Consider the following 25,072-nt stretch of genomic DNA (forward strand, 5'->3'; position numbering starts at 1 on the left):
CCCATCAATTATTGATGGGGATGTTCTCATATAGCTATTCATAAGTTTGAAGGTCAGGAAGTTCGTCAAGTGTAATGACATAAGGGCTGTTATACACCCTCAATAAATGCTCTCGGCTATTTATAATACCATCTTTCAAGTATTCATCTTTCCAAGTAAGAAACCAACTCCATGAGATATGGTAATCCTTCAAATCAGTTGGATCAGGAATAGGCCCATTTTCTGATAAGCTTACAAGTTTTTTGTTGCTTACAAGTGAATTCAATCGATCATATTGCAAACTTATCGCATTGTAGTTCCCGGCTTTAGGATAGGAATCATAGCTAACAATATCTACATATCTATCACCTGGATACCAATCTTCAGATACAGAATTCCATACCCAAATAATATTGTTAATTTTATGATAGTAAGTTATTCGATCATACATCAGTTTGTATAGCTGCTTAGCTGGTTCAGGACCCTTTGCACCCCACCAAAACCATCCGCCTTCAGCTTCGTGCAACGGTCTAAATAGAATTGGAACTTTGGCATCTTGCAGTCTTTTTAGCTGCACGGCAATTGCGTCAATATCCCGTAAAAGCAAACGGTAATCTTCGGAGTCTTTATGGTCCATAGCATATTGAAGATTAAAGGTCGTTGCATTTTTATAGGAACCTTTGTACCACTCTTTTCCGGGTTGCTTAATAAGGTCTTTAGGAGCATTCCAATGCCATGAAAATGTAACGATTCCTCCTTGCTTATGCCATTTGATTGCTTCTTCTACTTGATTTGATTGACGTCCGTACGCAACTTTAGACGGAGAATAATCAGTAAAGTCAAATCCAGCAACAGCAGGCTTTTTGCCGATATTATCATTAAGCCATTGAACGCCAGACATATCCTGTTGGCCAGATAAAATTTTCTTTCCGTATTGATTTACAAGGAATTTCATTAAGGATTTAGTCTCTTTTGTTGCATGTTGATTTACAGGTTCTTTATTAATCGCAGTTTTTTCATTTTTATATGTAAAAGTATTCGATTTAGAAGTAGGAGTAAGTTTAATATAATCTAAGTCATAAAAACCCCATCCGGATCGTATTTTTATAGTGTTTTTCCCTTTATGTAATAAAATCTTCCCTATATTCAACTCTTTGAAATTATCGGATTCTTTTAATATTACCTGTACGGAAGGTTCGCTATTTAAATTTACCGCAGCGTGTTTTTCTCCTCGTCCGGTTGAGACTCTATAGCGTATAGCTAATTTATACAAACCTTCTCGAGGGGCATCGATAATAAAAATAGCAGAATCATCTTTTTTATGAAAATTAGTTACGTATCCATCTCCGGAATAACCGCTAACCTCTTTACTTATTTTGGTCCCGTTTAATATAGATTTTTCAGCTTCATAAATCTGACTGGTGTTAGTTTTTTGTATGGTGGGGGAGTTATTGGGTCTATTGGTAACTATATAGATAATCCCGATTAATAAAAGAGTGAGCGGCAGATAAAATGCAAGCTTCTTTTTCAAAGTTTCATCTCCTTACAATTGATTTATTAATTATAAAACAACGATAAATGTATGGATTCAGTATCTACTAAAATAGATACAGTAATATTATCATAAAATGGAAATAGATCATCAACTTTATAAAATTAATTTAGTGTGAAGTTTTAGTGCGGATAATCCATGATAATTGAGAAATCGTATTGGAAATGAACATTTATATTCATCTATTGCTGATTAGTTAGTAAGCAAGACCAGGATAAAGTTAAATTAAAACCCCTTGAACACGTCTTTCACTCAAGGGGTTTTAAGAGGAATAGCTTCAATTTAAATTGGAGACTTTGCTCGTCTTTTTATTCCTAAAGCTATACAAGAAAAATAAAAACAGGGCTCCTCCAAATGAATCAATCATTACATCAGCAATACGTCCATCACGGCCAATAATAAATGCTTGATGAATCTCATCTAAAAAAGCAAAAGCGGCTAGTAGGAGCCATGCTTTTAAAAAACGTCCCCGTCTTTCTTTTAAATTCCAATAAAACAATAGAGCTAGCACACCAAAAAATGAAATATGAGCTAGTTTACGCAGAATAAACTCTAAATCAAATCCATAAGAATAAGCGTCATAAAAGTCACTACCAGGCTTTAAAATGCTCCATAAGGTTGCATCGTGATCCCATACAGAAGAATTTCTCCAGGTACTAGGATCTGTGATTAATAGATGAGGGGTATGGGAGAAATGAGCAATGCTTAACATCATCAATAAAACTATTATTTTTTTTATCATACAAAAAATTCCTTCTTCATTAGATTATTCACATATAGTAAGAGAAAAAAGCTTAAAATGCAAGTTTTTTCTAGTTCATATTTCACAAAATAAATTTTTATATACTTTTCTCTTTAACACAAATAAAAACTTAAAAAAGTTTAAATATCTTTGTGTAGAGCTGATGCTCATTTAAGCAATACTAATTTGCTTTTTAGAATGTTTAATAGGCTAAAATAACTAAATTCCACAAATATCTTTTGAGGAGTTTTTTAAGTCATTTTATGATTCTAAAAATATATATGACAACATTCGATAAAAAAGCTATATCCAATACAATTCTACTAAAACATATTAGGGATATCTTTATTTTTGTATAAGTCTTTTGTATTTAAAAATAGATAACGTGAAGAAAAATTCAGGAAAATCATGCGTTTAGAAAAGGGTTTTTATGTTATTTATATAAATCTAAAGAATTGTTAATAAACAATTAATGACAAGAAACCCACTTTTCAGGTGTTGATTGAGACATTTTATGCTTATAGTCTTTTTTTCGACAAAAAAAGACAAAAACATTCATATTCAAGAAGAATTTGTTATGATAGTATTATTTTTGATTCAAGACTAAAGTAATGAATGTTAATGATTGTAACATTGTTAATGAAATTAGTACTAGTCAATTAGATGCAATATTATTGGGAATATATAAAGAAATGGTGATGTCTCCTTATCATTAACAACGGAGGTACTCGGCTATGCTGTGGGTGAAAAAGTAATATCACCTTAGACACTGAAGTTGTCAATAGCGCAGCGTGAGGGAGGGTTAGATGCCCTAATTTATTATACACATTTAATAGACAAGTATTTTTGATACTTGTCTATTAAATGTGTATAAATTTCTCTCGAAAAAAGTGATTAAAGGAGCATGAACGAATTTAATACTTTGCCTAAAACAGTTAAGAAGACCGTTAGATATATAAAGCAGGATTCAACTTTAGAACAGTTATCATATATTCAGACTTTGATTAATAGCACAATAAATTTAAGAAAAGAAAAATTAGCTATGGGTATTAATAAGGGAGCTAAGGAAAAAGGTGAAAAAAGTGAAGGGAAAAATTAAAGTTATGACTGTCTTTGGTACTGGGCCTGAGGCTATCAAAATGTCGCCGCTAGTATTAGAACTACAAGAGAGACATGAAGAGTTTGATTCAATTGTCACGGTAACAGCTCAACATCGTCAAATGCTAGATCAGGTATTGCAAGTATTTAATATTAACCCAGATTAGGACTTAAATGTGATGAAAGACCACCAAACTCCTATGGATATAACTATACGAGACTCACAAGGTCTAGATGATGTTCTGAAAAAAGTAAAGTCAGAGTTCATGTGCATGAATACAAAGACTGCGTTTGTAACAAATTTTACGGCATTTTACAATTATATCAAATATATCAAAATAGGGCATGTAGAAGCAGGAACGTTAAAACTTGCAGGAGTCACAGAAGAAAAAATATATGCCCTTCCTAAAGCATTATTAAGGGATGAAAAAGTTTATCAAGAAATTGCTAAAGCAGCAGATCCTTATGGAGATGGAATAGCATCCAAAAGAATTGCCAATGCTTTAGGGGAACATTTTAAATTTAAAAGGTAGGAAAGGTGATGGAACTTGAATTATAAAAAGAGATTGTCTCTTTTAATGCTACTAGATTCTATGATTGTATTAGGGTCGGTGTACGCAAGCTATTTTATTTTACATCCTTATTTTCAAATTTTCACGGCAAAAACATTATTAGTTAGTTCCGTCAGCCTATTTGTAGCACACCATGTGCTAGCAAATATATTTCATTTATATAAAAAAGCTTGGGAATACGCAAGTGTAGGAGAACTGTGGGCTATTTTCAAATCAGTGACGTTATCTATTATCATCACTGCACTTATACAATTAGGCTTTTTTCAAGATATTTATTTTAGAACACTGTTTATTGCGTGGGTACTACATATTTTGCTAATTGGTGGTTCGCGTTATGTATGGGTAGTTCTCCGAAATGCCTATTTTAAAAAGCAAGATGTAACAGATTATAAGCGTACATTAATAATAGGTGCAGGTTCAGCAGGCACCATGATAGCAAGGCAATTAAAAACAAATCATGAAAGCAAACTTTACCCTGTTGCATTTGTAGATGATGATGTGAAAAAGCATAAACTAGAAATTATGGGGCTTCCAGTTCTAGGTGGAAAAGAAGTGATACAAGAAGCAGTTAAGCATTTTAACATTGATTATATCATTATAGCTATTCCATCTTTGAAAATAAATCAATTGAAAGAAATATATAATGAATGTGCACAGACACAAGCAAAAACACAAAGCATGCCGAAAATTGAAGACATTATGCTTGGAAAAGTATCTGTTAACCAATTCAAAGATGTAAAAGTAGAAGATTTATTAGGCCGTGAGCCTGTTGAACTTGATCATGAAGGAATTTTAGAGAAAATTGGAGACAAAGTGATTTTAGTAACGGGGGCTGGAGGTTCTATTGGTTCTGAAATCTGTCGTCAAATATGTAAATTCAACCCAAGTAAAATTGTTTTATTAGGTCACGGAGAAAACAGTATTTATACAATTGATATGGAGCTTCGTCAAATCTATGAAGAAAAAATTGAAATTGTTCCTGCTATCGCCGATATTCAAGATAGAGATCGGATTTTTGAAGTGATGGATACACACAGACCGGATATAGTGTACCATGCCGCTGCTCATAAGCATGTACCTTTAATGGAGTATAATCCGAGAGAGGCGGTAAAAAATAATATTTTTGGAACAAAAAATGTAGCTGAAGCTGCTGATACATTTAAAGTAAGTACAATGGTGCTTATTTCGAGTGATAAAGCGGTTAATCCCACAAATGTGATGGGAGCAACTAAAAGATTTGCAGAAATGCTAATTCAAAATTTAGACAAACATAGTAATACCAAATTTGTTTCTGTTCGTTTTGGAAATGTTTTGGGTAGTAGAGGAAGTGTCATTCCTTTGTTTAAAAAACAGATTCAACAGGGCGGGCCTATTACAGTTACTCATCCTGATATGACTCGATACTTTATGACTATTCCAGAAGCTTCACGCCTTGTAATTCAAGCAGGAGTATTAGCTAATGGAAAAGAAATTTTCGTACTAGATATGGGGGAGCCTGTCAAAATCTTAGACTTAGCTAAAAATTTAATCAAATTGTCGGGATATACTATAGAAGAAATAGGAATTGAATTTAATGGTATTCGACCCGGAGAGAAAATGTATGAAGAGCTTTTAGATAAAGCTGAAATAAACACTAAACAAATCTTCCCCAAAATTTATATTGGGAAGGCTGTTTTATTGGAACACAGTATTTTACAATATTTTATGGAAGAGTTCAAAAACATGAATAATCACGATATCAAAGAAAAACTTTTTGATATTATAATTAACACAGATGCAGTTTATGAAGAATATTACAAAGTTTAAATTAAGACAAATTAAAAATTATTGAGTAGTTAATCAGCGGATTTAGATTAGGTATTTTAAGTAGAGTTAGTGCTATTTTTGTGAATTTAGAAAAGGTGTATTTTATGCTAATTTTGAAAAAATTATTTCACCAAATTAAAAGAAATAAAATCGCTAAAAATACAGCTTGGATGCTGGTTGGTTATTTGGCAAAAGTCGGTTTGCAAGCTGTTACTTTTGTGTTTTTAGCTAAACAGTTAGGGATTAGAGAATTCGGCATATTCTCATCTATTCTAGCTGTCTCAAGTATTATCGCTCCCTTCGTACATTTAGGTGCATACAACATGTTAATAGAAGACATAGTAAAAGGAAAACAGGTTTCAAAAGCAGTAGGTAATAATCTAGTTACTAGTCTTATAGTTTTACCACTTGGTTTATTACTAATAGGAATCATTTCTTTGTATTTAAAAATTTCTATAATTATATCAATAAATGTAAGTATAGCAGTTTGTCTTGGCGGGCTGTTAATAGGTATTAACAAGGCAGTGAATATTTCGCAAGAAACTTTGAGATATAATTCATATTTAGAAGTGCTTTTGGGTTTTTTACAAATTCTATCAGTATTTGTATTGAATACTTTTGATGGGGGAATTTTAGAGTGGTCTACCTATTATCTTATTTGTAACTTATTTGTAGGTACTATAGCTTTAGTTACTATAATAAAAAGGTATGGATGGGTAAAAGGTGATTTAGTAAATCTAAAAACTAGGCTAAATTTTGGATTTCACTTTGCAATTGCTGGATTAGCTAATAATGGCTTAGCTGATATAGATAAAACTATGCTTACTAAAGTTGCTTCTTTAGAAGCAACAGGTGTTTTTAGTCTAGCTCAAAGAGTCATAAATATGGGTTTTCTCCCACTTATGGCTTTTCTAGGTGCTATTTATCCTAGATTTGTCAATATAGAGGCGAGAGGGTACGAAAAGTCTAGAAACCTCGCAATTAGAATAACACCAATAGTTTTAGCTTATTCTATAATGATGATTCTAATAATTTGGATATTCGCACCGATTTTAGTAGGGATAATAGGAGAGGGGTTTAAAGAAGCTAAAATTGCTATTAGAACTCTATGTTTTTTAATTTTAATTCAAGGATTGCAGTATCCGTTCGCTGATGCTCTCACAGGTAGTGGTAATCAAAAAATCCGTACTTACTGTCAAGTTTCTGTGCTCTTTTTAAATATTATGATGAATCTTGCTTTCATACCAAAGCTTGGTTGGGTCGGTGCTGCAGTGGGAAGTATAATAAGTCAAATATTCTTTTTGTTGCTCTTGCTTTTCACACCCATTCTTCTTAAGAAGAATGTAAAGAGATAAAAAGAATGTAAATCTTACTAAAAGTTATTTGCAAAAAACAGATCAATTCAATAAGGAAGGAGAAAAAATGCTTAAATCGGTTGTTCATATAAGTGATTACTCTAGTCTCTACTCTGGAAATTTCGTTAAATCTTTACAAGTGTTAAGTTATAACCTTAAAAAATCAGGGTTTCAGACGGTATTGGTCTTTCCTTATGAAGCAAAAAGCAGAAAATGGGCAAAAGAGTTAATACACTCAGGACATAAAGTCTATTTTTTGTCCCAAAATACATCTACTTTTAAACTAATAAAAGAGATTAAAAATATAATTGTTAAAGAAAATAGTGTAATAGTCCATTCTCATTTCACAAACTATGATATATTAACCTCACTATCTGCTAGTGTAGCTAGTGTAAAACTTAGAAGGAAGATAAAAGTAATATGGCATGTACATTCGGACTTTCCAATTAAATACAATAACACTAGAATTTTAAAAGATTTTTTGAAGTTTCGAATAATCGGAAATTGTAATTCTATGATAACAGTCTCAGAAGAGCTAAGAAAACAGCAAGAGAAGAGAGGCGGCAGGAAGGAATTAATAAATTATATTCCAAATGGAATAGATTTTTCCAGAATCCAGAGGAAACACGATAACTTAAAATTAAGAAGTTTTTATGGGATTTCACAGAAAGATTTAGTGCTTTTGTCTTTTGGTTGGGATCCAATTACCAAAGGTATTGACACAATCTTAGATGCATTAGAAGCAATTGAGCAAGTAAAAGAAAAACCCCCGGTGAAAATGATAGTTATAGGGGAAGATACTCTAAACGAGTTTATTAAAAATAGATATAATACTAACCCACCAGAATGGTTAATAATTTTACCACCTAATGAGAATGTCAGTGAGTACTATCAAATAGCTAATATTTTCATTTCTGCTAGTAGATGGGAGGGCTTTTCTTATAGTGTGGCTGAAGCTATGTACTCAGGATTGCTTATAATTGCAAACCAAATTAAAGGGCTAAATTGGATAGAAGAAGCACCTTTTTCGTTATTCTATTCAAATAGTAGTTCTAAACATTTAAAAAATTTAATTCTGGATTCTAGTTTAAATTCAAATGAGAAAATTGATAGTATATCAAAAAGTAACAAAAAGTTTATAGAGGAAAATTATACAATGGAGATATGGAGCGAGAAAATAATAAGCTATTATAAAAGCATCATATAATTAATTTTATTGTAAAACTCCATCCATTACTTAGACCTAGCTTGGGATCAATTATTAGTTAAGGAGTATGCATGAAGAGAGTAATTTGTTGTTTCCTATATTTGTTTGTTTTTACTTTACCGTGGGAAGATATGTTTGTCGTTAGTAGCTTAGGCGCAATAAGTAAAATATCCGGGTTTTTATTTTTTATCATGTCATTTGTATATATTGTAAATAGAGGATATATCTACAAAGTTAATGGTTATACAATACTTATATCTTTATTTGTTTTATGGGCAACTTTTAGTTTTTTTTGGAGTCAAAATCAAACAAATTCTAATATTTTAATATTCACAGTAATCCAATTGTTTTTTATGTTTCTATTAATGAGCCAAATTGTTAACGAGGAAATTTTATTATTGAGGGTGTTTCAGAGTTTTGTTTTAGGAGGATGGGTTTCAAGTATTGGGGTTATATATAATTTTCTTTTAAATTCAAATACTTTTAATGGACGTTTTTCAGCAGGAAGCTTTGATCCTAATGAATTAGGTATAATTCTAGTACTAAGCATAACCATGGCATGGTATTTAAATTTAAAACTTAAAAAAAGATTTTGGACTTTAATAAATTATTTTTACATATTTTTAGGAACCTTTGCTGTAGCCCTCACAGCTTCGCGAACAGCATTTCTTGCTTTAATAGTTTGCTATTCATACATTCTTTTTTTAGGAAATAAAAACAAAGTCAGTAATAAGTTCAGTATATTATTAAAAGTTATTTCAGTATCACTAATAATATATAATATTTATACAATTATACCTGATTCTGCCACAGAAAGGCTATTGACGACTTCATCTGACATTAAGACAGGAAATTTTAACTCAAGGCAAAATGCTTGGGAAGGTGGAATGCAAATTTTTCGTGATCATCCAATTCTAGGGGTCGGGATTGGAGCATTTAGAACTACGGCTAATATCAAATATGGTATAGATATGGTTGCTCATAATATTTATGTATCTGTTTTAGGGGAAACTGGAATGATAGGGCTTGTCTTGTTATTGAGTATACTACTTATATTAGTAAGAGGTGTTATGCGGTTGAATTATAGTGACAAGAAATTCCTTTTAACTATGTTAATGATTTGGTTTTTAGCTTCTCTTACTCTAAGTTGGGAGTATAGTAAAATGACATGGTTGATATTAACTTTTGTGAATATATATTACAAATTATTTAATGATAAAACCAAAAGTATCTATAGTCTATAGTGAACGAAATAAATAAATTAATAAAGAGTTTAGGATGGTTGACAAGAATATGAAAAGAAAAAAATCTATAATGCATATTATAAATAGTTTTTCTTTGGCTGGTGCGGAAAAATTAGTTTTTGATATAGCTAAAAATATAAATATAGAAGAGTACGAAATATTTATATGTGCTATTGGTTCGTCTACAAACAAATTGATTGAAGAAAAGATAAAGGAAGAATTGCTAGCTATAGGTGTTACAACTTTTTGTTTAGAAAAAAAGCCTGAGAGCGGTAGGATCGTAACCCTAAGTAAGCTAGTTAAAATAATTAAACAAAATAATATAGATATAGTCCACACTCATTGTCCTTCTCCTGATATGTATGGGCGTATTGCAGCTAAGGTTTCTGGCGTAAAAAAAATATATACAACCATTCATAATACCGCTGGATATTATCCGTTAATGGAGAAAACAATTGGGAAGTTCACAAACGTATATATTGCTATTTCAGAACAAGTGAAAAATTATATGATTGAGAATTTAAATATTAGTAGCCATAAGATAGTGGTAGTGAAAAACGGAATAGATATTCAAAAATATACACAAATTCAGATTGATGTAGACTATTATAAAAAGAATTTAGGTATACTACCTCAAGATGTGGTAATCACGACCATAGGTAGGGTTACAGAACAAAAGGGACATAAATATCTTATAAAGGCTATAAAAAAAGTTAAGGAAAGATATACGGATATTAAAGTTTTAGTAGTAGGTGATAAAGGTTTAGATAAAAATCTTTATGAAGAATTACAGCACATGGTTTTAAAAGATAATTTAGAAAACAATATTCTATTTTTAGGAAATAGACAAGACATTGCAGAAATATTAAAAGTGTCAGACATGTTTGTGTTTCCTTCTATACATGAAGGTTTTGCATTGGTTACTTTAGAAGCGATGGCTTCTGCCACTCCAATCATCGCAACAGATGTAGGGAGTATTAGGGAAATAGTTGTGCCAGATAAAAACGGACTAATTGTACCGCCAAAAGACGCTCAAGCTCTTGCAGAGAAAATTATTTTTCTAATGGAGAATGTCGATTTGTCAAAATCTATAGCTACAAATGGTAAGAATGATGTTACTGAACAATTTTCTATTTATCAAACCACCAAAAAGTTAGAAGAGTTGTATATTTGATATTTTTATGAAGGAGACAAGAGCTTTAATGAAAAAGAAGGTAATGCTTGTAGGACCTAACCGTAATATTGTGGGTGGTGTAGCTACTCATATAAATATATTAACAGAGGCTCTTGAAAAAGTAGGAATTAATACAGATATATATGAACTTAAAGATTATTCTAATAAAAACAAATTAGTAAAAAAACTAAGTGATATTATGAAAATTCTAAAGATTAGAAAATCTAGTTCTAATGGGTATCTAGCAGTTCATCTAAACCCTTCTATCTACTATGGTTCTTTTTTAAAATTAATTTTGACACTGTTTTTTTTGAAACATAATAATATTGTTGTTCAGTTTCATGGAGGTTCTTTCGATAATTTGAGTAAGTTAAATAATAGTTTACTAAAAACAGGCGTGGTTAGAATTCTTAAGAAAGCTAAATGTTTTCTGTTTTTAAGTACGGATCAAAAAGAAGCATTCTTAAGTAAGTTCCCTGATTTAGAAGATTTTTCATTTATTGTACCTAATTTTATAAACACAGAAACTAATTTTATTCAAAAAGATAATAAAAAACTTTCAATCCTTTTTTTAGCCAGATTGGTTGAGGAAAAAGGGGTATTGGATTTAATAAATGCAACCACAAAAATTGATGAAGCAGACATAGAAGTTAAAATAATTGGAGAGGGAGAGTGTAAAGAAAAAATATTGTGTTTAATAAAAGAGAATCAACTAGAATCAAAAATAAAATTTTTAGGTGCGAAATTTGGAAAAGAAAAAGAAAAGCATCTTCAAGAAGCTGATATATACATATTACCTTCGAATTGGAAGGAAGGTATTCCTTATACTGTTTTAGAAGCTATGAAATACAGAGCAATGGTTCTTTGTACACCCCAAGGGGGATTAAAAGATATCATAATTGATGGATATAATGGTATATTTATTGAAAAAGACGCTGAAAGTATTGCTCGAACAGTAAAAAAATTAATAAGTAATAAACCATTAATTAATACAATTAATGAAAATGCATACCAGTATCTAGAAAAAAACTTGTCGATAAATAAAGCTGGAATTACTTTTAAAAATATTTATTTAAGAGAAACTCAATACTAATTATATATTTAGGTAGGTCAGCAAATGAATGTTTATAAACTATATAAATTGTCCAGACAGTTTCAAGATTTTAAAATTCCAGTATTGCCAAAATTGGTGACTTATAGCATAAGATTATTTTTTGGATGTTTTGTTCCTTACAGCGCAAAAATAGGAGAAGGAACGAAGTTGGGATATGGAGGAATAGGAATAGTAATTCATAGTAGAGCCGTTATAGGAAAAAACTGCATTATAAATTCTGGAGTAACTATAGGGGGGACTACTAAAAAAAGAGATGTTCCGATTTTGGGAGATAATGTATATGTTGGTTCAGGCGCAAAAATATTGGGTCCGGTGGTAGTGGGAGACAATGTTGTTATTGGAGCAAATGCAGTAGTAACTAAGAGTGTACCTGATAATTGTATGGTAGCTGGTATTCCTGCAAAGATAATTAAAAAAAATATAAATATTAATAACTATTTGTAACATTATCTAAACTTCGTTAACTTAGTTATTAATTATCTGTTTTAAAGTCAGAATAATAAACTAAGTTAGTATAAAATAAATAAACATATTTTTTATTATTTGTTTTATATAATGTTCCCTTATATTTGTTTTACCAGAGGTTATTTTCATTTTGAAATATAATTTTTTATATAACATCTAATTACCTTTTTAAGGTAGTTTACTTTAGAAAGGACATAAATTTATGTATAAAAAAGTTAAAATTTTGACTAACATGGGATTTAGATGGAGTGGTTTTAGGTTAAAATACGAGCTAGAGAAAAAGTTAGGATTAATCGAAAAAAAATTCAAACCGATTGAACCATCTAATAAGGATTTAATTGCTAACATTGAATTAGATATTACTAATATTTTAGATAACTGTAAACAATATATCGAATCTAATTCGAATAAGTTTTTCTTTAATTCTGGGAGCTTATTCTCATGGGGCAAGGACTTCTTTAATAAGGAAACTAGTAAGGAGATAGTAAATATAGCAAATAATATATGTAATAATAAATTTCCGTATTTTAACAAATCTATCGCTGAGTTTCAAACAATAGGATGGAACGTTAATCCTTTTTCGGGAAAGAAAGCTCCTTTAGATAAACATTGGATAAAAATATCTGATTTAGGCGCTGATTTTGGAGACATCAAATTTATTTGGGAACTATCACGTTTCTCATTTGTTTATTCTTTAGTGCGAGCATATAGAATAACCTCAAATGAGAAATATGTCGTTAAGTTTTGGGCGCTTTTTGAGAGCTGGGTAGAAAATAACCCCTTAGAAATAGGTGTTAACTACAAATGCGGACAAGAAATGTCATTTAGAATAATGGCCTGGATTTTTGGGTTATATTCTTTTTTGGATCATAAGGAATCTACAAATCAAAGGATTACTACTTTAGTAAAATTTATTTATTATCATACTAATCATGTCGACAAACATTTTGAATTCGCTCTAAAATCTGTAAAAAATAATCATGCTATATCAGAAGCAGCTGGTATGTACACGGTAGGTACGGTATTACCTTTTTTTAACAAATCTAAAAAATGGAGAGAGAAAGGCAAAAAATATTTAGAGAAAGAAGGGTTGCGCCAAATTTATGAAGATGGTTCATACCTTCAACATTCTATGAATTATCAACGACTTGTAATCCAAAATTATACATGGGTTTTACAATTGGCTAAGTTAAATGGCGATAGTTTTTCAGAAGAGTTAATTACTAGATTAAAAAAATGTGTGAAATTTTTATATAACAATCAAGATAAAAAAAACGGTTATTTACCTAACTATGGTATGAACGATGGCGCATTAATTCATCCATTATCAAGCAATGATTATTTAGATTATCGCCCCCAATTAAACGCAGCTTGGCATGTTCTAACTAGAAGAAGGCTTTATCAGAGTGGTCTTCATGATGAAAATTTGCTATGGATTTGTGGAGAAGAAGCATTAAATAGTCCTGTAGAAGATTGTTATAGAAAATCTCAAGATTACCCTGTAGGTGGTTATTATACTATTCAAGGCGAAGGCAGCTTCGGACTAGTAAGGTGTGGTACTTATAAAGATCGTCCTAATCAAGCGGACATGCTTCATCTTGATTTATGGAGCAATGGTGAAAACATTTTAACTGATGCGGGCACGTTTTCATATAATACAGATGAAGAATGGTTGAAGTATTTCAATGGTACATCTTCTCACAACACCATAATGATAAATAATAAAGATCAAATGGAAAAGGCTTCACGCTTTATGTGGCTAAATTGGACAAAATCTAAATTAATATCATTCAATCAATATGAAGATGGAATGATGATCTTCGAAGGTGAGCATTATGGTTACAAACCTTTAACTCATAGAAGAGGAGTTATTCATTACGAAGGTCAATGGGTGATTATTGATGATGTGTTTGGTGACTTTTCTCATGAAAAACAATCCTTCTCCTTGAGCTGGTTATTTGGAGTCAGAGAGGTAGCAAAAGTTGAAGCAAACGAGTGGGTTTTAGAAACCAATACAGAAAAATGGAATCTAAGTATTATTGAAAGTCCCAGCTATAAGGATAAATTATACAAAGGCAGCATTGAACCTACTAAAGGGTGGCGTTCACTTTACTATGGGGAAAAAGAGCCCGTTTCGCAATTAAACATAAATATGAAAGAGAATAAAAAAATAAGAATCATTACAGTTCTTTCAAAAGATAATGACTTAGTCAAATATGATTCAAAATCTAAAAGTTTGAAAGTTCATAATAAAAGTATCGTTTTAAGAGAAATAGGTCTTGATTCAATGTTCAGAGGTGTAGAGAATTCATTATGAAAATATTACTTTTACATCAATATTTTTTAGGGGAAAATGATCCAGGAGGTTCACGTTTTAATCAATTCGTTAAATACTGGGAAGAGCAAGGCCATGAGATAACGGTAATAGCGGGCACAGTTCATTACATTACAGGTAAAAAAGAAGATAAGTATAAAGGGAAATGGATTACAAAGGAGAAGTACTCTGATAACGTGACAGTTTATCGGACCTATGTTTCAGAAGCCTACAACAAGTCCTTTTTAGGGCGTTTGTGGGCTTATTTTTCTTTCACCTTCTCTTCTTTATCAGCCGTCTTGTTTAAAGTGAAAAAGCATGATGTGCTAATCGTAACTTCTCCACCTTTATTTGTAGGTATTACCGGAATATTGGCTAAGTTGTTAAAACGAATTCCTACTGTTTTCGAAGTGCGAGATTTATGGCCAGAATCTGCCATAGATACTGGGGTTCTAACAAATAAGTTTTTAATAAAATCAGCTTATCTAGTTGAAAAATTGTCTTATAAATTTGCGACTAAGATTAATGTCTTGACACCAGCTTTTAAGCAAACATTAATGGAGAAGAAGGGAATAGCTAAAGAGAAGATTATATTTGTTCCGAATGGAGCTGATACCGATATTTTTCAACCTGGCCCTAAAGATAACTGGGTGCGTGAAAAATATAACCTAAAAGATAAATTTGTTGTGACGTATATGGGAGCCCATGGGGTGGCGAATCATTTAGATTCTATTCTAGACGTTGCAAAAGAATGTAAAGAATACAAAGATATTATCTTTTTACTAATTGGTGATGGAATGGAGAAAGAAAGGTTAAAAGAAAAAGCTAAGCATGAATCTTTAAACAATATTCTTTTTATTGATTCACAGCCTAAACATACAATTCCAGATTTTTGTAATGCTTCTGACGTTTGCACAGCAGTATTAAAGAAAATCGATACGTTTAAAACGGTTTACCCAAATAAAGTATTTGATTACATGTCGTGTGCTAAGCCCATACTTCTAGGAATTGATGGAGTAGCTCGGGAGCTTGTAGAAAACAGTCAAAGTGGATTTTACGTAGACCCAGAAAATGCACAAGAATTTAAAGAACAAATTTTAGAGTTATATAATGATCCAGAGTTAGCTCATACTTTAGGAGAAAATGGGTTTCAGTTTGTCAAAGAATCCTTTAGCAGAGAAAGCCTTGCTGAAAAATACGTAAATGAGCTAGAAAAAATCAGAAAGTAGGAAGCCATATGAATAAAAATTTATGTGTAGTAGGTTTAGGGTATATTGGATTACCTACAGCTGCAATGTTTGCTAAATCAAACTGGAATGTTGTTGGGGTAGATGTAAATCCAGTAGCGGTAGAGAAATTAAATCGAGGTGAAATTCATATTGAAGAAGTAGGTCTAGGAGAGCTAGTGAAAGAAGTAGTGAAAGAAGAGAATCTAGGAGCTCAATTAGAGCCAACTTATGCAGATTGTTTCATTATTGCTGTGCCTACACCTCATAATGAAGATCATACCGCTAATTTAGATTATGTTATTGAAGCAACTAAATCGATTTTACCATATCTAAAAGAAGGTAATACTGTAATCGTAGAATCCACAATTCCCCCTCGTACTATCAATGATATAGTTGCACCAATTATAGAAGAAGAAGGATGGAATGTTGGAGAAAATCTCTTTTTAGCTCATTGTCCAGAACGTGTATTACCAGGCCGTATATTAATTGAATTGGTAGAAAATACTCGAATTGTTGGTGGGGTTAATCAGAAATCAGCAGAGCAAGCAACAGAGATATATCGTAGTTTCGTAAAAGGAGAAATTTTAATCACCAGTGCTGTGAGTGCAGAAATGTCTAAGCTTATGGAAAATACATATCGAGATGTGAATATTGCACTTGCTAATGAATTAGCTAAAGTTTCTGAAAAGCTAGGAGTAGATGCATTGGAAGTTATTCAACTTGCCAACCATCACCCTCGTGTTAATCTACACCTTCCAGGACCTGGCGTTGGCGGGCACTGTTTAGCTGTAGATCCTTATTTTATTATTGAAAAAGCACCAGAACAAGCAGTATTAATATCAAACGCTCGAGCAATTAATAATTCGATGCCAAGCTTTGTAATTGATCAAGTGAAAAAACTCCTCCCTCAAAAAGCTTCCAAATTAGCAGTTTTGGGGCTAACTTATAAAGGGAATATTGATGATGTGCGTGAAAGTCCTGCAATGGATATCGTAAATTTACTAAGAACCGAAGGTTACAATATTAGTGTACATGATCCGCATGTCCAACCACATCAAGTTGAATTTGAATTGAGTTCATTTGAAGATGCTATTGGGGATGCTGAATGTATTCTTATTTTAACGGATCATCACGAATTCAAAACTTTGGATGAAACTAAAGTGGTTAAATTAATGAAATATCCTAATGTGTTAGATACCCGTAATTGTGTACAATTTTTAAATGAACAAATCAAATATTATAATTATAGTAACTTATTTGAAATTAGTAGCCAAAAAGAAGTTATAATGAAGTAGGTGAGTAAGATAAAAAGAGTAGTTGATTTTGTAGTTTCTCTTTGTGGAATTTTAACTCTATTTTCAATCATTTCCATTGTAGCTTTTCTTGTTAAAATTAAACTAGGTTCCCCAGTGCTTTTTAAACAACAGAGACCAGGAAAGGACGGGATCCCTTTCTATGTATACAAGTTTCGAACTATGAATAGCAAAAAGGATTCTATGGGTAACTTGCTTCCAGATCATCTCAGACTAACCCCTTTTGGGCAATTCTTAAGAAAATTTAGTTTGGATGAATTACCTCAACTCTTTAATGTATTAAAAGGTGATATTAGTTTGGTAGGCCCCCGTCCCCTATTAATGGAGTATTTAGATTTATATACACCTGAACAGGCCAAGCGACATAAAGTGCGTCCTGGAATTACAGGGTGGGCTCAGGTTAATGGACGTAATGCTATTTCTTGGGAAGAAAAGTTTAAATTAGATGTGTGGTACGTGGAGAATCAGTCATTTTGGTTAGATATGAAAATCCTTTTCTTAACGGTCAGGAAAGTATTTAAATCAGAAGGAATTAATCAAAATGGACATGTAACGATGGAAAAATTCAGAGGATCAGCCGATAAAAGTATGTAGGAGAGCTGTTGGATGAAAAAGCTTTTTATTATAGGTCAGGGTGGGCATAGTAAGGTAGTTACCGATATGGTGAAAGCTCAAGGAGATTACGAGATTATCGGTTATCTAGATGATTATTATAAAGAAATGAAAAGAGATGGAGAATTAATTTATGCTCCCATTTCCTTTTTTTCTTGTTTTAGTAAAGATGAATTAATATATTTTGTTATTGCGATAGGGAATAATATAGTGCGTAAACGTATAACGGAAACCCTTCGGTTGCCTTACTCGAAATATGCTACTATTATCCACCCTACAGCAGTCATTAGCTTATCTTCTATGATTGGAAAAGGGAGTGTAGTTATGCCTTATTCCGTTGTGAACGCTAATTCTAAGATTGGAGAACATGCTATCATAAATACTGGAGCTATTGTTGAGCATGATAACCTAATTGGAGATTTTGTGCATCTATCACCTAATGTAACATTAACTGGTACGGTTCATATAGAAGAAGGAACTCATCTTGGAGCAGGATCCACAGTAATCCCGGGAAGGATTATAGGATCTTGGGCAACGGTTGGAGCAGGAGCAACTGTTGTATGCGATATAGGAAATGGTGATACGGTTATAGGGACTCCTGCTAAATCAATTAAAGGTCGGGATTAAAAGTGACTAATACACTCACAGAACAAAAAAGAATCTATTTATCTAGCCCGCACATGAGTGGGAATGAACAAAAATATATCAATGATGCTTTTGAAACAAACTGGATTGCCCCTTTGGGGCCTAATGTAGATGCATTTGAGCAAGAAATTGCGTCTTATGTAGGAGTTAAAGGAGCAGCAGCAGTGAGTTCTGGCACGGCTGCTCTTCATTTAGCCCTTCAATTATTAGAAGTAACAGCTGATGATATTGTGTTCTGTTCTACTTTTACATTTATTGCAAGTGCTAACCCAATTGTTTATCAAGGCGCTACACCTGTTTTTATTGATTCAGAACCTGATACATGGAATATGTCTCCACTTGCTTTACAAAAAGCATTTAAAGATGCTTCGGAAAAAGGCAAGCTTCCTAAAGCGGTTATCGTAGTTAATTTATATGGGCAAAGTGCAAAAATGGATGAAATAGTCTCAATTTGTAATCAATATGGAGTGCCAATCGTTGAAGATGCAGCTGAATCATTAGGGTCTATCTATAAAGGTAAAAAAAGTGGTACCTTAGGAAAGTTTGGCGTCTATTCTTTTAATGGAAATAAAATTATCACAACATCTGGTGGAGGAATGCTTGTTTCTAATGACCTTGAAGCTTTAGATAAGGCTAGGTTCCTTGCCACACAAGCCAGAGATCAAGCTCCTCACTATCAGCATAGTCAAGTAGGTTATAACTATAGGTTAAGTAATATTTTAGCTGGTGTGGGGAGAGCACAGCTAGAAGTTCTAGATGAACGAGTTGAATCTCGAAGAAATATTTTCAATCTTTATCGTCAAAAGTTAAGTCACCTTAAATCAATAGAGTTTATGTCTGAATTGCCAGAAACATTGTCAAACAGGTGGTTAACAACAATCTTAATTCATGAAAACGAGTTTAATGTTACAGTTTCTTCTATTATTGAAGAACTTGGAAAAAAGAATATAGAAGCTCGCCCTCTATGGAAACCTTTACATTTACAGCCTGTATTCAATGGTGTACACATCTATTCACATAACGAGCAAAATGTATCAGAATATTTATTTAAAAGAGGAATCTGTCTACCTTCAGGCTCTAACATGACGCGAGAGGATCAAATAAAAGTTATAGATACTATACTAAATCTATTCAGTTAATTTATTTTTAGTTAAAGAATCAAGTCTTTCGGTTTGTGTTTTTGTTAAAAATATTAAATTATGTAAAATAAAGTAGATAAGCCATAGCATGTTATATATAATGAATTTTGTACTGGTTTTACTATATTAATTTTGTACGGAGGTCTTCAATGGAAGAAACAATTGATTTAAGACAATTGTTTGGAACTCTTAAAAAAAGGTTCTGGTTAATTGCCTTAATTACCATCATAGCAGCAACAATCAGCGGTGTTGTTAGTTTTTTTGTGTTAACGCCTGTATATGAAGCAAGAACTCAGATCTTAGTCAACCAAGCTAAATCTGAACAACAATTTTATAACTCTTCTGAATTACAAACAAATGTTCAATTAATTCAAACGTATAATGATATCATTAAAAGTCCAGCAATTTTAGGGGAAGTAACAAAGCAATTAGACTTAGATATGACTCCTAAACAGTTAAGCAGTCAAATTCAAGTAACGAATTCACAAGATTCTCAAGTTGCCCACATTGTAGTACAAGATACAAATGCTAGACTAGCGGTGAAAATTGCTAATACAACGGCCTCTGTATTTAAAAAAGAAGTGCCTAAAATTATGAGTATTGATAATGTGAGTATTTTAGCAAAAGCTCAGCTTGACGAAGCACTGAGTCCAGTTAAACCGCAGCCGTTTTTGAATATTGCAATAGCAGTAGTCGTGGGGTTAATGGCTGGCGTAGGCTTAGCCTTCTTACTAGAGTACCTAGATAATACGATTAAAAATGAACAGGATGTTGAACGTGTTTTACAATTACCTGTTATTGGTGTGATTTCTATTATTAAAGAAGAAGAGCTTAAAAACCTTTCTTCCGCTAGTTATGTATCAGCAGTAAGGGGGGAGTCACGCGGTGCTTAAAATATTCAAGAAATCAAAGTCTGTTTCAAAAAAATTAACGCATATGCGCAGTTTAATTTCGCATCAAAAGCCTAAATCTCCTATCACGGAGCAGTATCGTACAGTACGTACCAACATTCAGTTTTCGAATGTGGATCATGATATAAAGTCCATTATGGTTACGTCTTCATTTCAAGAGGAAGGTAAGTCAACAACCGCAGCAAACATAGCAGTTGTTTTTGCCCAGCAAAAGAAAAAAGTGTTGCTGGTGGATGCAGATTTGCGTAAGCCTAGCGTACAGTATACGTTTCAATTGCAAAATCATCTGGGTTTAACTAATGTATTAACGAGGCAGATGGTGTTTCATTCTGCAGTTCAAGCTACAGGAATAGATTCACTGGATGTGTTAACCAGTGGGCCTATTCCTCCAAATCCAGCAGAGTTACTTGGATCACAGGCAATGAAAGATTTTATGGAAGAGATATACGAGCAATACGATATTGTTATTTTTGACACGCCACCTGTGTTGCCAGTGGCCGATGCTCATATTCTGGCCAATCAATGTCATGGTCTTGTATTGGTTATAAAAAGTGGACATGTAGAAAAAGATTCTGCACTCAAAGCGAAAGATATATTAGAAAACGCAAAAGGAAAACTTCTTGGAGTTATACTTAATCAAAAACAGCACTCAGATGACGAGCAATATTATTATTATGGTACAAAGTAGTTCAAATAAAAACCATTTGAAAATATATTACTTTCGTTAAGTGAACAAAAAAAACTAAACAGCCAGTATGTTTCGGTATTTGCCGAGGCATACTGGCTTATTTGGTTTGAACTACTGGCATTTGGTAAAATTAGTGCTGAATTTTGATTTTTGAACTAGTTTATTTTATATATTGAGTTGAGAAAGAACAACTTTAATAGATGGTACCTTAATCTAGAAAAAGGTGAAAATTGAAGTTTTTTGAGAGTTCTCTAAGGCCTTATAAAACTTAATTTATATATTTTTTAAATATTTATAGACCTCTTACGTAGTCGCGTTTTCTGTAAGAGTTGGCAGAAGAAAAAATATATTATTTATTCGAAAAATAAAACTTCTTCTATCTTATTTTTTCTATCTTAACATTTACTTTATTTTCTATATCCTCGTATTTTTATACCAATTAAGTTATTTCCTCTTACTATAATAGTTGAAAAAATATAATTGTCTGCCTTAAGCTGAAGCAAATAATTATTCTTTGTATCGCTTGTAAGAGTATAATAATATATCTTGTAAATTTATGTTTTTTAAACGTTGTCTTTTTACTTAAGTGAGATGACAATGTTTGATAGTAGAGATTATACATAGTAAGCCATTAGCCGAGCTTAAAAATATCCTTTTTCTTAGTCTTAAAATCATAATTTATAAGTGCAAATAAATTCAAAACAAATCACCTTTCATTCAATTTTCACTAAAAAGAAATAGGGTATAAACATACAGCATGAGAACTAAATTATATTTACAGGAGAAATATAATGTTTTTTATCTCTAAAATATTTTATCAATGGCATCGTATTAGACTAGCATTTCTTGAATTATTGCTAGAAGGATGCATGGATAAGGGACTAGAAAATAAATTAAACAGAAAAATTAACTATCATAAGCATAAAATAGAAAAATTATCAAAAGATGGACTTTAATCCTCTAGAAAGAGCGGAATAGTTTAAGGGAGTACTAAATAAAAACTCTAGGAGATTGCAAGGAATGTTAAATCGTAATGTAATTAATGCTTTATTTTTAGGTTCGATTTTATTTATTATTGGTTTAACGATGTTTCCAGAAGCTTCATTGGGTATCGGTGTAGACCAAGGGGGTATTAATCTTGTGCCCTTTTATACAATTCGAGATTTATTACTTCATCGCTCTTTTGGCGATTTTATAATAAATAATATAGGGAATATTATTTTATTTGTGCCTTTTGGTATCTTGTTACCCCTTAAATTCAATAGTATAAGTAGTTGTTCAAAAGCTTGCTTAATCGGAATGACATTTTCATTGCTAATTGAAATTGTTCAATTGTCTATGCCTAATAGGTGGACTGATATAGATGACGTTATTTTAAATACTTTAGGAACGGGAATCGGTTACGGCTTATCTAAATTATTAAAAAATATTTCGAAAACAGCATAGAAATACATAAGTAAGAGAGTGTATACCCGTTCTATCTTTATTAAGAAAAAGGTGTCGTTTCTAGGAAGACAACTTTGCGAATTTAAACAATATATAGAAATAGAAGAGTGCTAATCCCTGCGCTCTTTTAGTTGCGGAAATAAATAATTTAAAATATATCTTTTGTTCCTTAATTGAAATAGAATTATTCCTTAGATATGTTCTAGTAATTTAGCAGGCCTAACTTTATTTGTAAGTTTCAGTGTATTTTTAGTATATTTTCATGGTTTTTTCATTTTTCATCGTTATAATAACTCACGTGAAAATTCCTATACAAAAATCAAAAGGTTAGGATGGAAAGCTAACAGTCTAAGTCAAATGACTATGACAGCTGAAATGTCTGTTTAAAGGGGAACTTAAAGTGATAGAATTTTTTAAAAAGATTATAAAGTGTAAGATTAAGGCACAACATAAAGTAGAAATTTCTTCTGGTAGATGTATTCGATGTGGAAAAGAAATCGTTAAGTAATGTTTGATTGAGAGAAAAGTCTTTTCAAAATTGGAGGGGCTTTTTTTATGCATACCCCATTATTAAAAGTAAAAAATGTCAGGCATCCATAGTTACAGTGTAAGATTAAGAGAAATACCTAGTTCTTCTGCTAAATTGTTTTCATTTTAAAAAACCTTCGATTATATTAAAATAAAATCCTTTTATGGTAAAATATATTTCATTAACTAGATTGGAGAATGAATTAATGAAAGCACTTTTAATGAGGGCAGGTTTACTAACCTCCCTAGGACTAGGCTTGTTTCATGGAGAAGCATTGGCAGAATATGAACAACCCTCTCAATGTATCTCATATGGTGAAATTAAGCAAAATCAAAATCCCTCTTTGCAGCATGTTAACTGCCTATTAACAACTGCAGCCTTACAAGCAAATATCCCTCCAGAAGTCGTAAAAGCAGTAGCTACAAAAGAAAGCGGAGCAACAGAAGGAAATCGTATTTGGAGTCAATTTGACAGCGAAGGCAAACCCAGAATTTCTCAAGACGGTGGAATTGGACTTATGCAAATTACCAATCAATCAACCTATGATCAAGAAAGATTAAAATATGATATTTATTACAATATTCAGGCAGGTGTTCAAATACTCAGTAATATGTATAGTCGAACTGATCTTCCTAAAATAAAAGGAGCTGGAAGAGAAACTATTGAAAATTGGTATTTCCCAGTAATGGCTTACAATGGTATTAAGCCAGTAAATAGCCCTCTTTATCAATTCACTGGTGAAAGAAATACGGAAGCGTATCAAGAAAAAGTTTTTGCTTTGATAGAATACTATAGTTTTGTAGATGACCCTAAACTTAAGCTAGGAAAATTTCCTTTTGCTACAGAAGATTTTTCCTACGATGTATCTCAAGGTGAAAATATTAAATTCCTAAAAAAAGAGTATACTTTAACTGATGATCTGCATTCATCAGCTTACAATTTTGTATTAGGTAATAAAGTAACGGTAACAGGTGATGTCGCTAATTTAAGGTCACAACCAGGTACTCCATCGGATGCTAGCAAATTACTTAAAGGTACAACGCTGATCGTTGATGGAGATTTTAAATATGATCAAGATTCAAGCAGTGAAAGGCAATTTGTATGGTATCCAGTTAGTACATTAGACCAGCAATCAACGGGATATATTTCATCAGCCTACCTTATGAAAAGTTATATTCCAGGGAAAGTTACAAAAGTGAATATGAGTACGGATAAGGCAAGCCCTCAAACAGAAGGAACACCTATAACGGTGACAGCAACATCTGAAGGAAGCAGTGACCCGGAATACCGATTTTATGTAAGAGATGAAAAAGGAACGCTTACGATGCTACAGGAGTATGGATCCAGTAATAAAGTAACGTGGACCCCTCAGAGTAAAGGAACCTATACCTTAATTGTGCATGCAAAAGATAAGAGTAATTCGGGTGCAAATAGTTACTATGAAGCACGCACAGAGAAGATTTACCAGGTAGAAGCAGGAAAAGTTACGAAGGTGAGTATGAGCACGGACAAGGCAAGCCCTCAAACAGAAGGAACACCTATAACGGTGACAGCAACATCTGAAGGAAGCAGTGACCCGGAATACCGATTTTATGTAAGAGATGAGAAAGGAACACTTACGATGCTACAGGAGTATGGAGCCAGTAATAAAGTAACGTGGACTCCACAAAGTAAAGGAACCTACACTTTAATTGTGCATGCAAAAGATAAGAGTAAGTCAGGTGCAAATAGTTACTATGAAGCTAGAATAGATACTACTTATACTATAAATTGAGTGGCATGTAACTCTATCATTGAAAATGATAGAGTTTTTTATTGATCAAAGAATTCAAACTCGTTTGTTATCCAATAAAGTTATTCATGTCAGGTGTTAAACAATTAACGACATATAATTTTAAAGAATGTTAATATAATATAGGTCTTTGGATTTATATAGAT

General features: G+C 32.2%; 21 protein-coding genes and 1 pseudogene. 20 read left to right on the forward strand and 2 right to left on the reverse strand.

Going from position 1 to position 25,072, the window contains the following annotated elements:
- Window positions 1-34: 34 nt before the first annotated feature.
- Window positions 35-1,510: a glycosyl hydrolase gene (locus tag CEQ83_RS05620; protein ID WP_155017070.1), complete on the reverse strand. Its 1,476-nt coding sequence runs from the start codon at window positions 1,508-1,510 to the stop codon at window positions 35-37.
- 298 nt (window positions 1,511-1,808) lie between these two features.
- Complete coding sequence (locus CEQ83_RS05625) at window positions 1,809-2,273, reverse strand: VanZ family protein (RefSeq protein WP_155017071.1); 465 nt, start codon at window positions 2,271-2,273, stop codon at window positions 1,809-1,811.
- 904 nt (window positions 2,274-3,177) lie between these two features.
- Here CEQ83_RS05625 and CEQ83_RS05630 point away from each other — a divergent pair.
- The 20 genes and pseudogenes from CEQ83_RS05630 (at window position 3,178) to CEQ83_RS05725 (ending at window position 24,908) form a co-directional block, all read left to right on the forward strand.
- Window positions 3,178-3,372, forward strand: a complete 195-nt coding sequence (locus CEQ83_RS05630; protein WP_155017072.1) for a hypothetical protein — start codon at window positions 3,178-3,180, stop codon at window positions 3,370-3,372.
- A pseudogene (locus CEQ83_RS27355) lies at window positions 3,356-3,730 on the forward strand (UDP-N-acetylglucosamine 2-epimerase); the annotation flags it as partial. The gene CEQ83_RS05630 and the pseudogene CEQ83_RS27355, both read left to right, overlap by 17 nt.
- A gap of 189 nt (window positions 3,731-3,919) precedes the next feature.
- Window positions 3,920-5,749, forward strand: a complete 1,830-nt coding sequence (locus CEQ83_RS05640; protein WP_155017074.1) for a polysaccharide biosynthesis protein — start codon at window positions 3,920-3,922, stop codon at window positions 5,747-5,749.
- 104 nt (window positions 5,750-5,853) lie between these two features.
- A complete protein-coding gene (locus CEQ83_RS05645; RefSeq protein ID WP_155017075.1) occupies window positions 5,854-7,104 on the forward strand; it encodes an oligosaccharide flippase family protein in 1,251 nt (416 codons plus the stop codon).
- A 67-nt stretch (window positions 7,105-7,171) separates the two neighbouring features.
- The gene (locus tag CEQ83_RS05650; protein WP_155017076.1) at window positions 7,172-8,311 is read left to right on the forward strand and encodes a glycosyltransferase family 4 protein; all 1,140 of its coding nucleotides are present in this window, start codon (window positions 7,172-7,174) and stop codon (window positions 8,309-8,311) included.
- A 71-nt stretch (window positions 8,312-8,382) separates the two neighbouring features.
- A complete protein-coding gene (locus CEQ83_RS05655) occupies window positions 8,383-9,555 on the forward strand; it encodes an O-antigen ligase family protein (RefSeq protein WP_155017077.1) in 1,173 nt (390 codons plus the stop codon).
- A gap of 49 nt (window positions 9,556-9,604) precedes the next feature.
- Entirely contained in the window at window positions 9,605-10,729 is a 1,125-nt protein-coding gene (locus tag CEQ83_RS05660) for a glycosyltransferase (protein ID WP_194273201.1), read from the forward strand.
- A gap of 28 nt (window positions 10,730-10,757) precedes the next feature.
- Window positions 10,758-11,822 carry a glycosyltransferase family 4 protein gene (locus CEQ83_RS05665; RefSeq protein WP_194273202.1) on the forward strand — a complete coding sequence of 355 codons (1,065 nt, stop codon included), beginning with the start codon at window positions 10,758-10,760 and terminating at the stop codon, window positions 11,820-11,822.
- Between the two features lie 24 nt (window positions 11,823-11,846).
- Entirely contained in the window at window positions 11,847-12,287 is a 441-nt protein-coding gene (locus CEQ83_RS05670; protein ID WP_155017080.1) for a serine O-acetyltransferase, read from the forward strand.
- A 223-nt stretch (window positions 12,288-12,510) separates the two neighbouring features.
- Window positions 12,511-14,625: an alginate lyase family protein gene (locus CEQ83_RS05675; protein WP_155017081.1), complete on the forward strand. Its 2,115-nt coding sequence runs from the start codon at window positions 12,511-12,513 to the stop codon at window positions 14,623-14,625.
- Window positions 14,622-15,851 (forward strand): glycosyltransferase family 4 protein, encoded by a 1,230-nt coding sequence (locus CEQ83_RS05680; protein ID WP_155017082.1) that lies wholly within the window; start codon window positions 14,622-14,624, stop codon window positions 15,849-15,851. The genes CEQ83_RS05675 and CEQ83_RS05680 overlap by 4 nt, the downstream gene beginning before the upstream one ends.
- Before the next feature lie 8 nt (window positions 15,852-15,859).
- Window positions 15,860-17,146, forward strand: a complete 1,287-nt coding sequence (locus CEQ83_RS05685) for a nucleotide sugar dehydrogenase (RefSeq protein WP_155017083.1) — start codon at window positions 15,860-15,862, stop codon at window positions 17,144-17,146.
- 9 nt (window positions 17,147-17,155) lie between these two features.
- Window positions 17,156-17,758 carry a sugar transferase gene (locus CEQ83_RS05690; RefSeq protein WP_155017564.1) on the forward strand — a complete coding sequence of 201 codons (603 nt, stop codon included), beginning with the start codon at window positions 17,156-17,158 and terminating at the stop codon, window positions 17,756-17,758.
- 12 nt (window positions 17,759-17,770) lie between these two features.
- Window positions 17,771-18,403: an acetyltransferase gene (locus CEQ83_RS05695; protein ID WP_155017084.1), complete on the forward strand. Its 633-nt coding sequence runs from the start codon at window positions 17,771-17,773 to the stop codon at window positions 18,401-18,403.
- A 53-nt stretch (window positions 18,404-18,456) separates the two neighbouring features.
- Window positions 18,457-19,560, forward strand: coding sequence for an aminotransferase class I/II-fold pyridoxal phosphate-dependent enzyme (locus tag CEQ83_RS05700; RefSeq protein ID WP_155017565.1), 1,104 nt, complete (start codon window positions 18,457-18,459; stop codon window positions 19,558-19,560).
- A gap of 149 nt (window positions 19,561-19,709) precedes the next feature.
- Entirely contained in the window at window positions 19,710-20,453 is a 744-nt protein-coding gene (locus tag CEQ83_RS05705) for a YveK family protein (RefSeq protein ID WP_155017085.1), read from the forward strand.
- Between the two features lie 43 nt (window positions 20,454-20,496).
- Entirely contained in the window at window positions 20,497-21,159 is a 663-nt protein-coding gene (locus CEQ83_RS05710; RefSeq protein ID WP_155017566.1) for a CpsD/CapB family tyrosine-protein kinase, read from the forward strand.
- A gap of 791 nt (window positions 21,160-21,950) precedes the next feature.
- The gene (locus CEQ83_RS05715) at window positions 21,951-22,115 is read left to right on the forward strand and encodes a hypothetical protein (protein ID WP_155017086.1); all 165 of its coding nucleotides are present in this window, start codon (window positions 21,951-21,953) and stop codon (window positions 22,113-22,115) included.
- 64 nt (window positions 22,116-22,179) lie between these two features.
- On the forward strand, window positions 22,180-22,605 hold the full coding sequence (locus CEQ83_RS05720) for a VanZ family protein (protein ID WP_051137082.1): 426 nt from the start codon (window positions 22,180-22,182) through the stop codon (window positions 22,603-22,605).
- 734 nt (window positions 22,606-23,339) lie between these two features.
- A complete protein-coding gene (locus CEQ83_RS05725) occupies window positions 23,340-24,908 on the forward strand; it encodes a transglycosylase SLT domain-containing protein (protein WP_155017087.1) in 1,569 nt (522 codons plus the stop codon).
- Window positions 24,909-25,072 lie beyond the last annotated feature (164 nt).

The organism is Priestia megaterium, assembly GCF_009497655.1.
Classification (GTDB): domain Bacteria; phylum Bacillota; class Bacilli; order Bacillales; family Bacillaceae_H; genus Priestia; species Priestia zanthoxyli.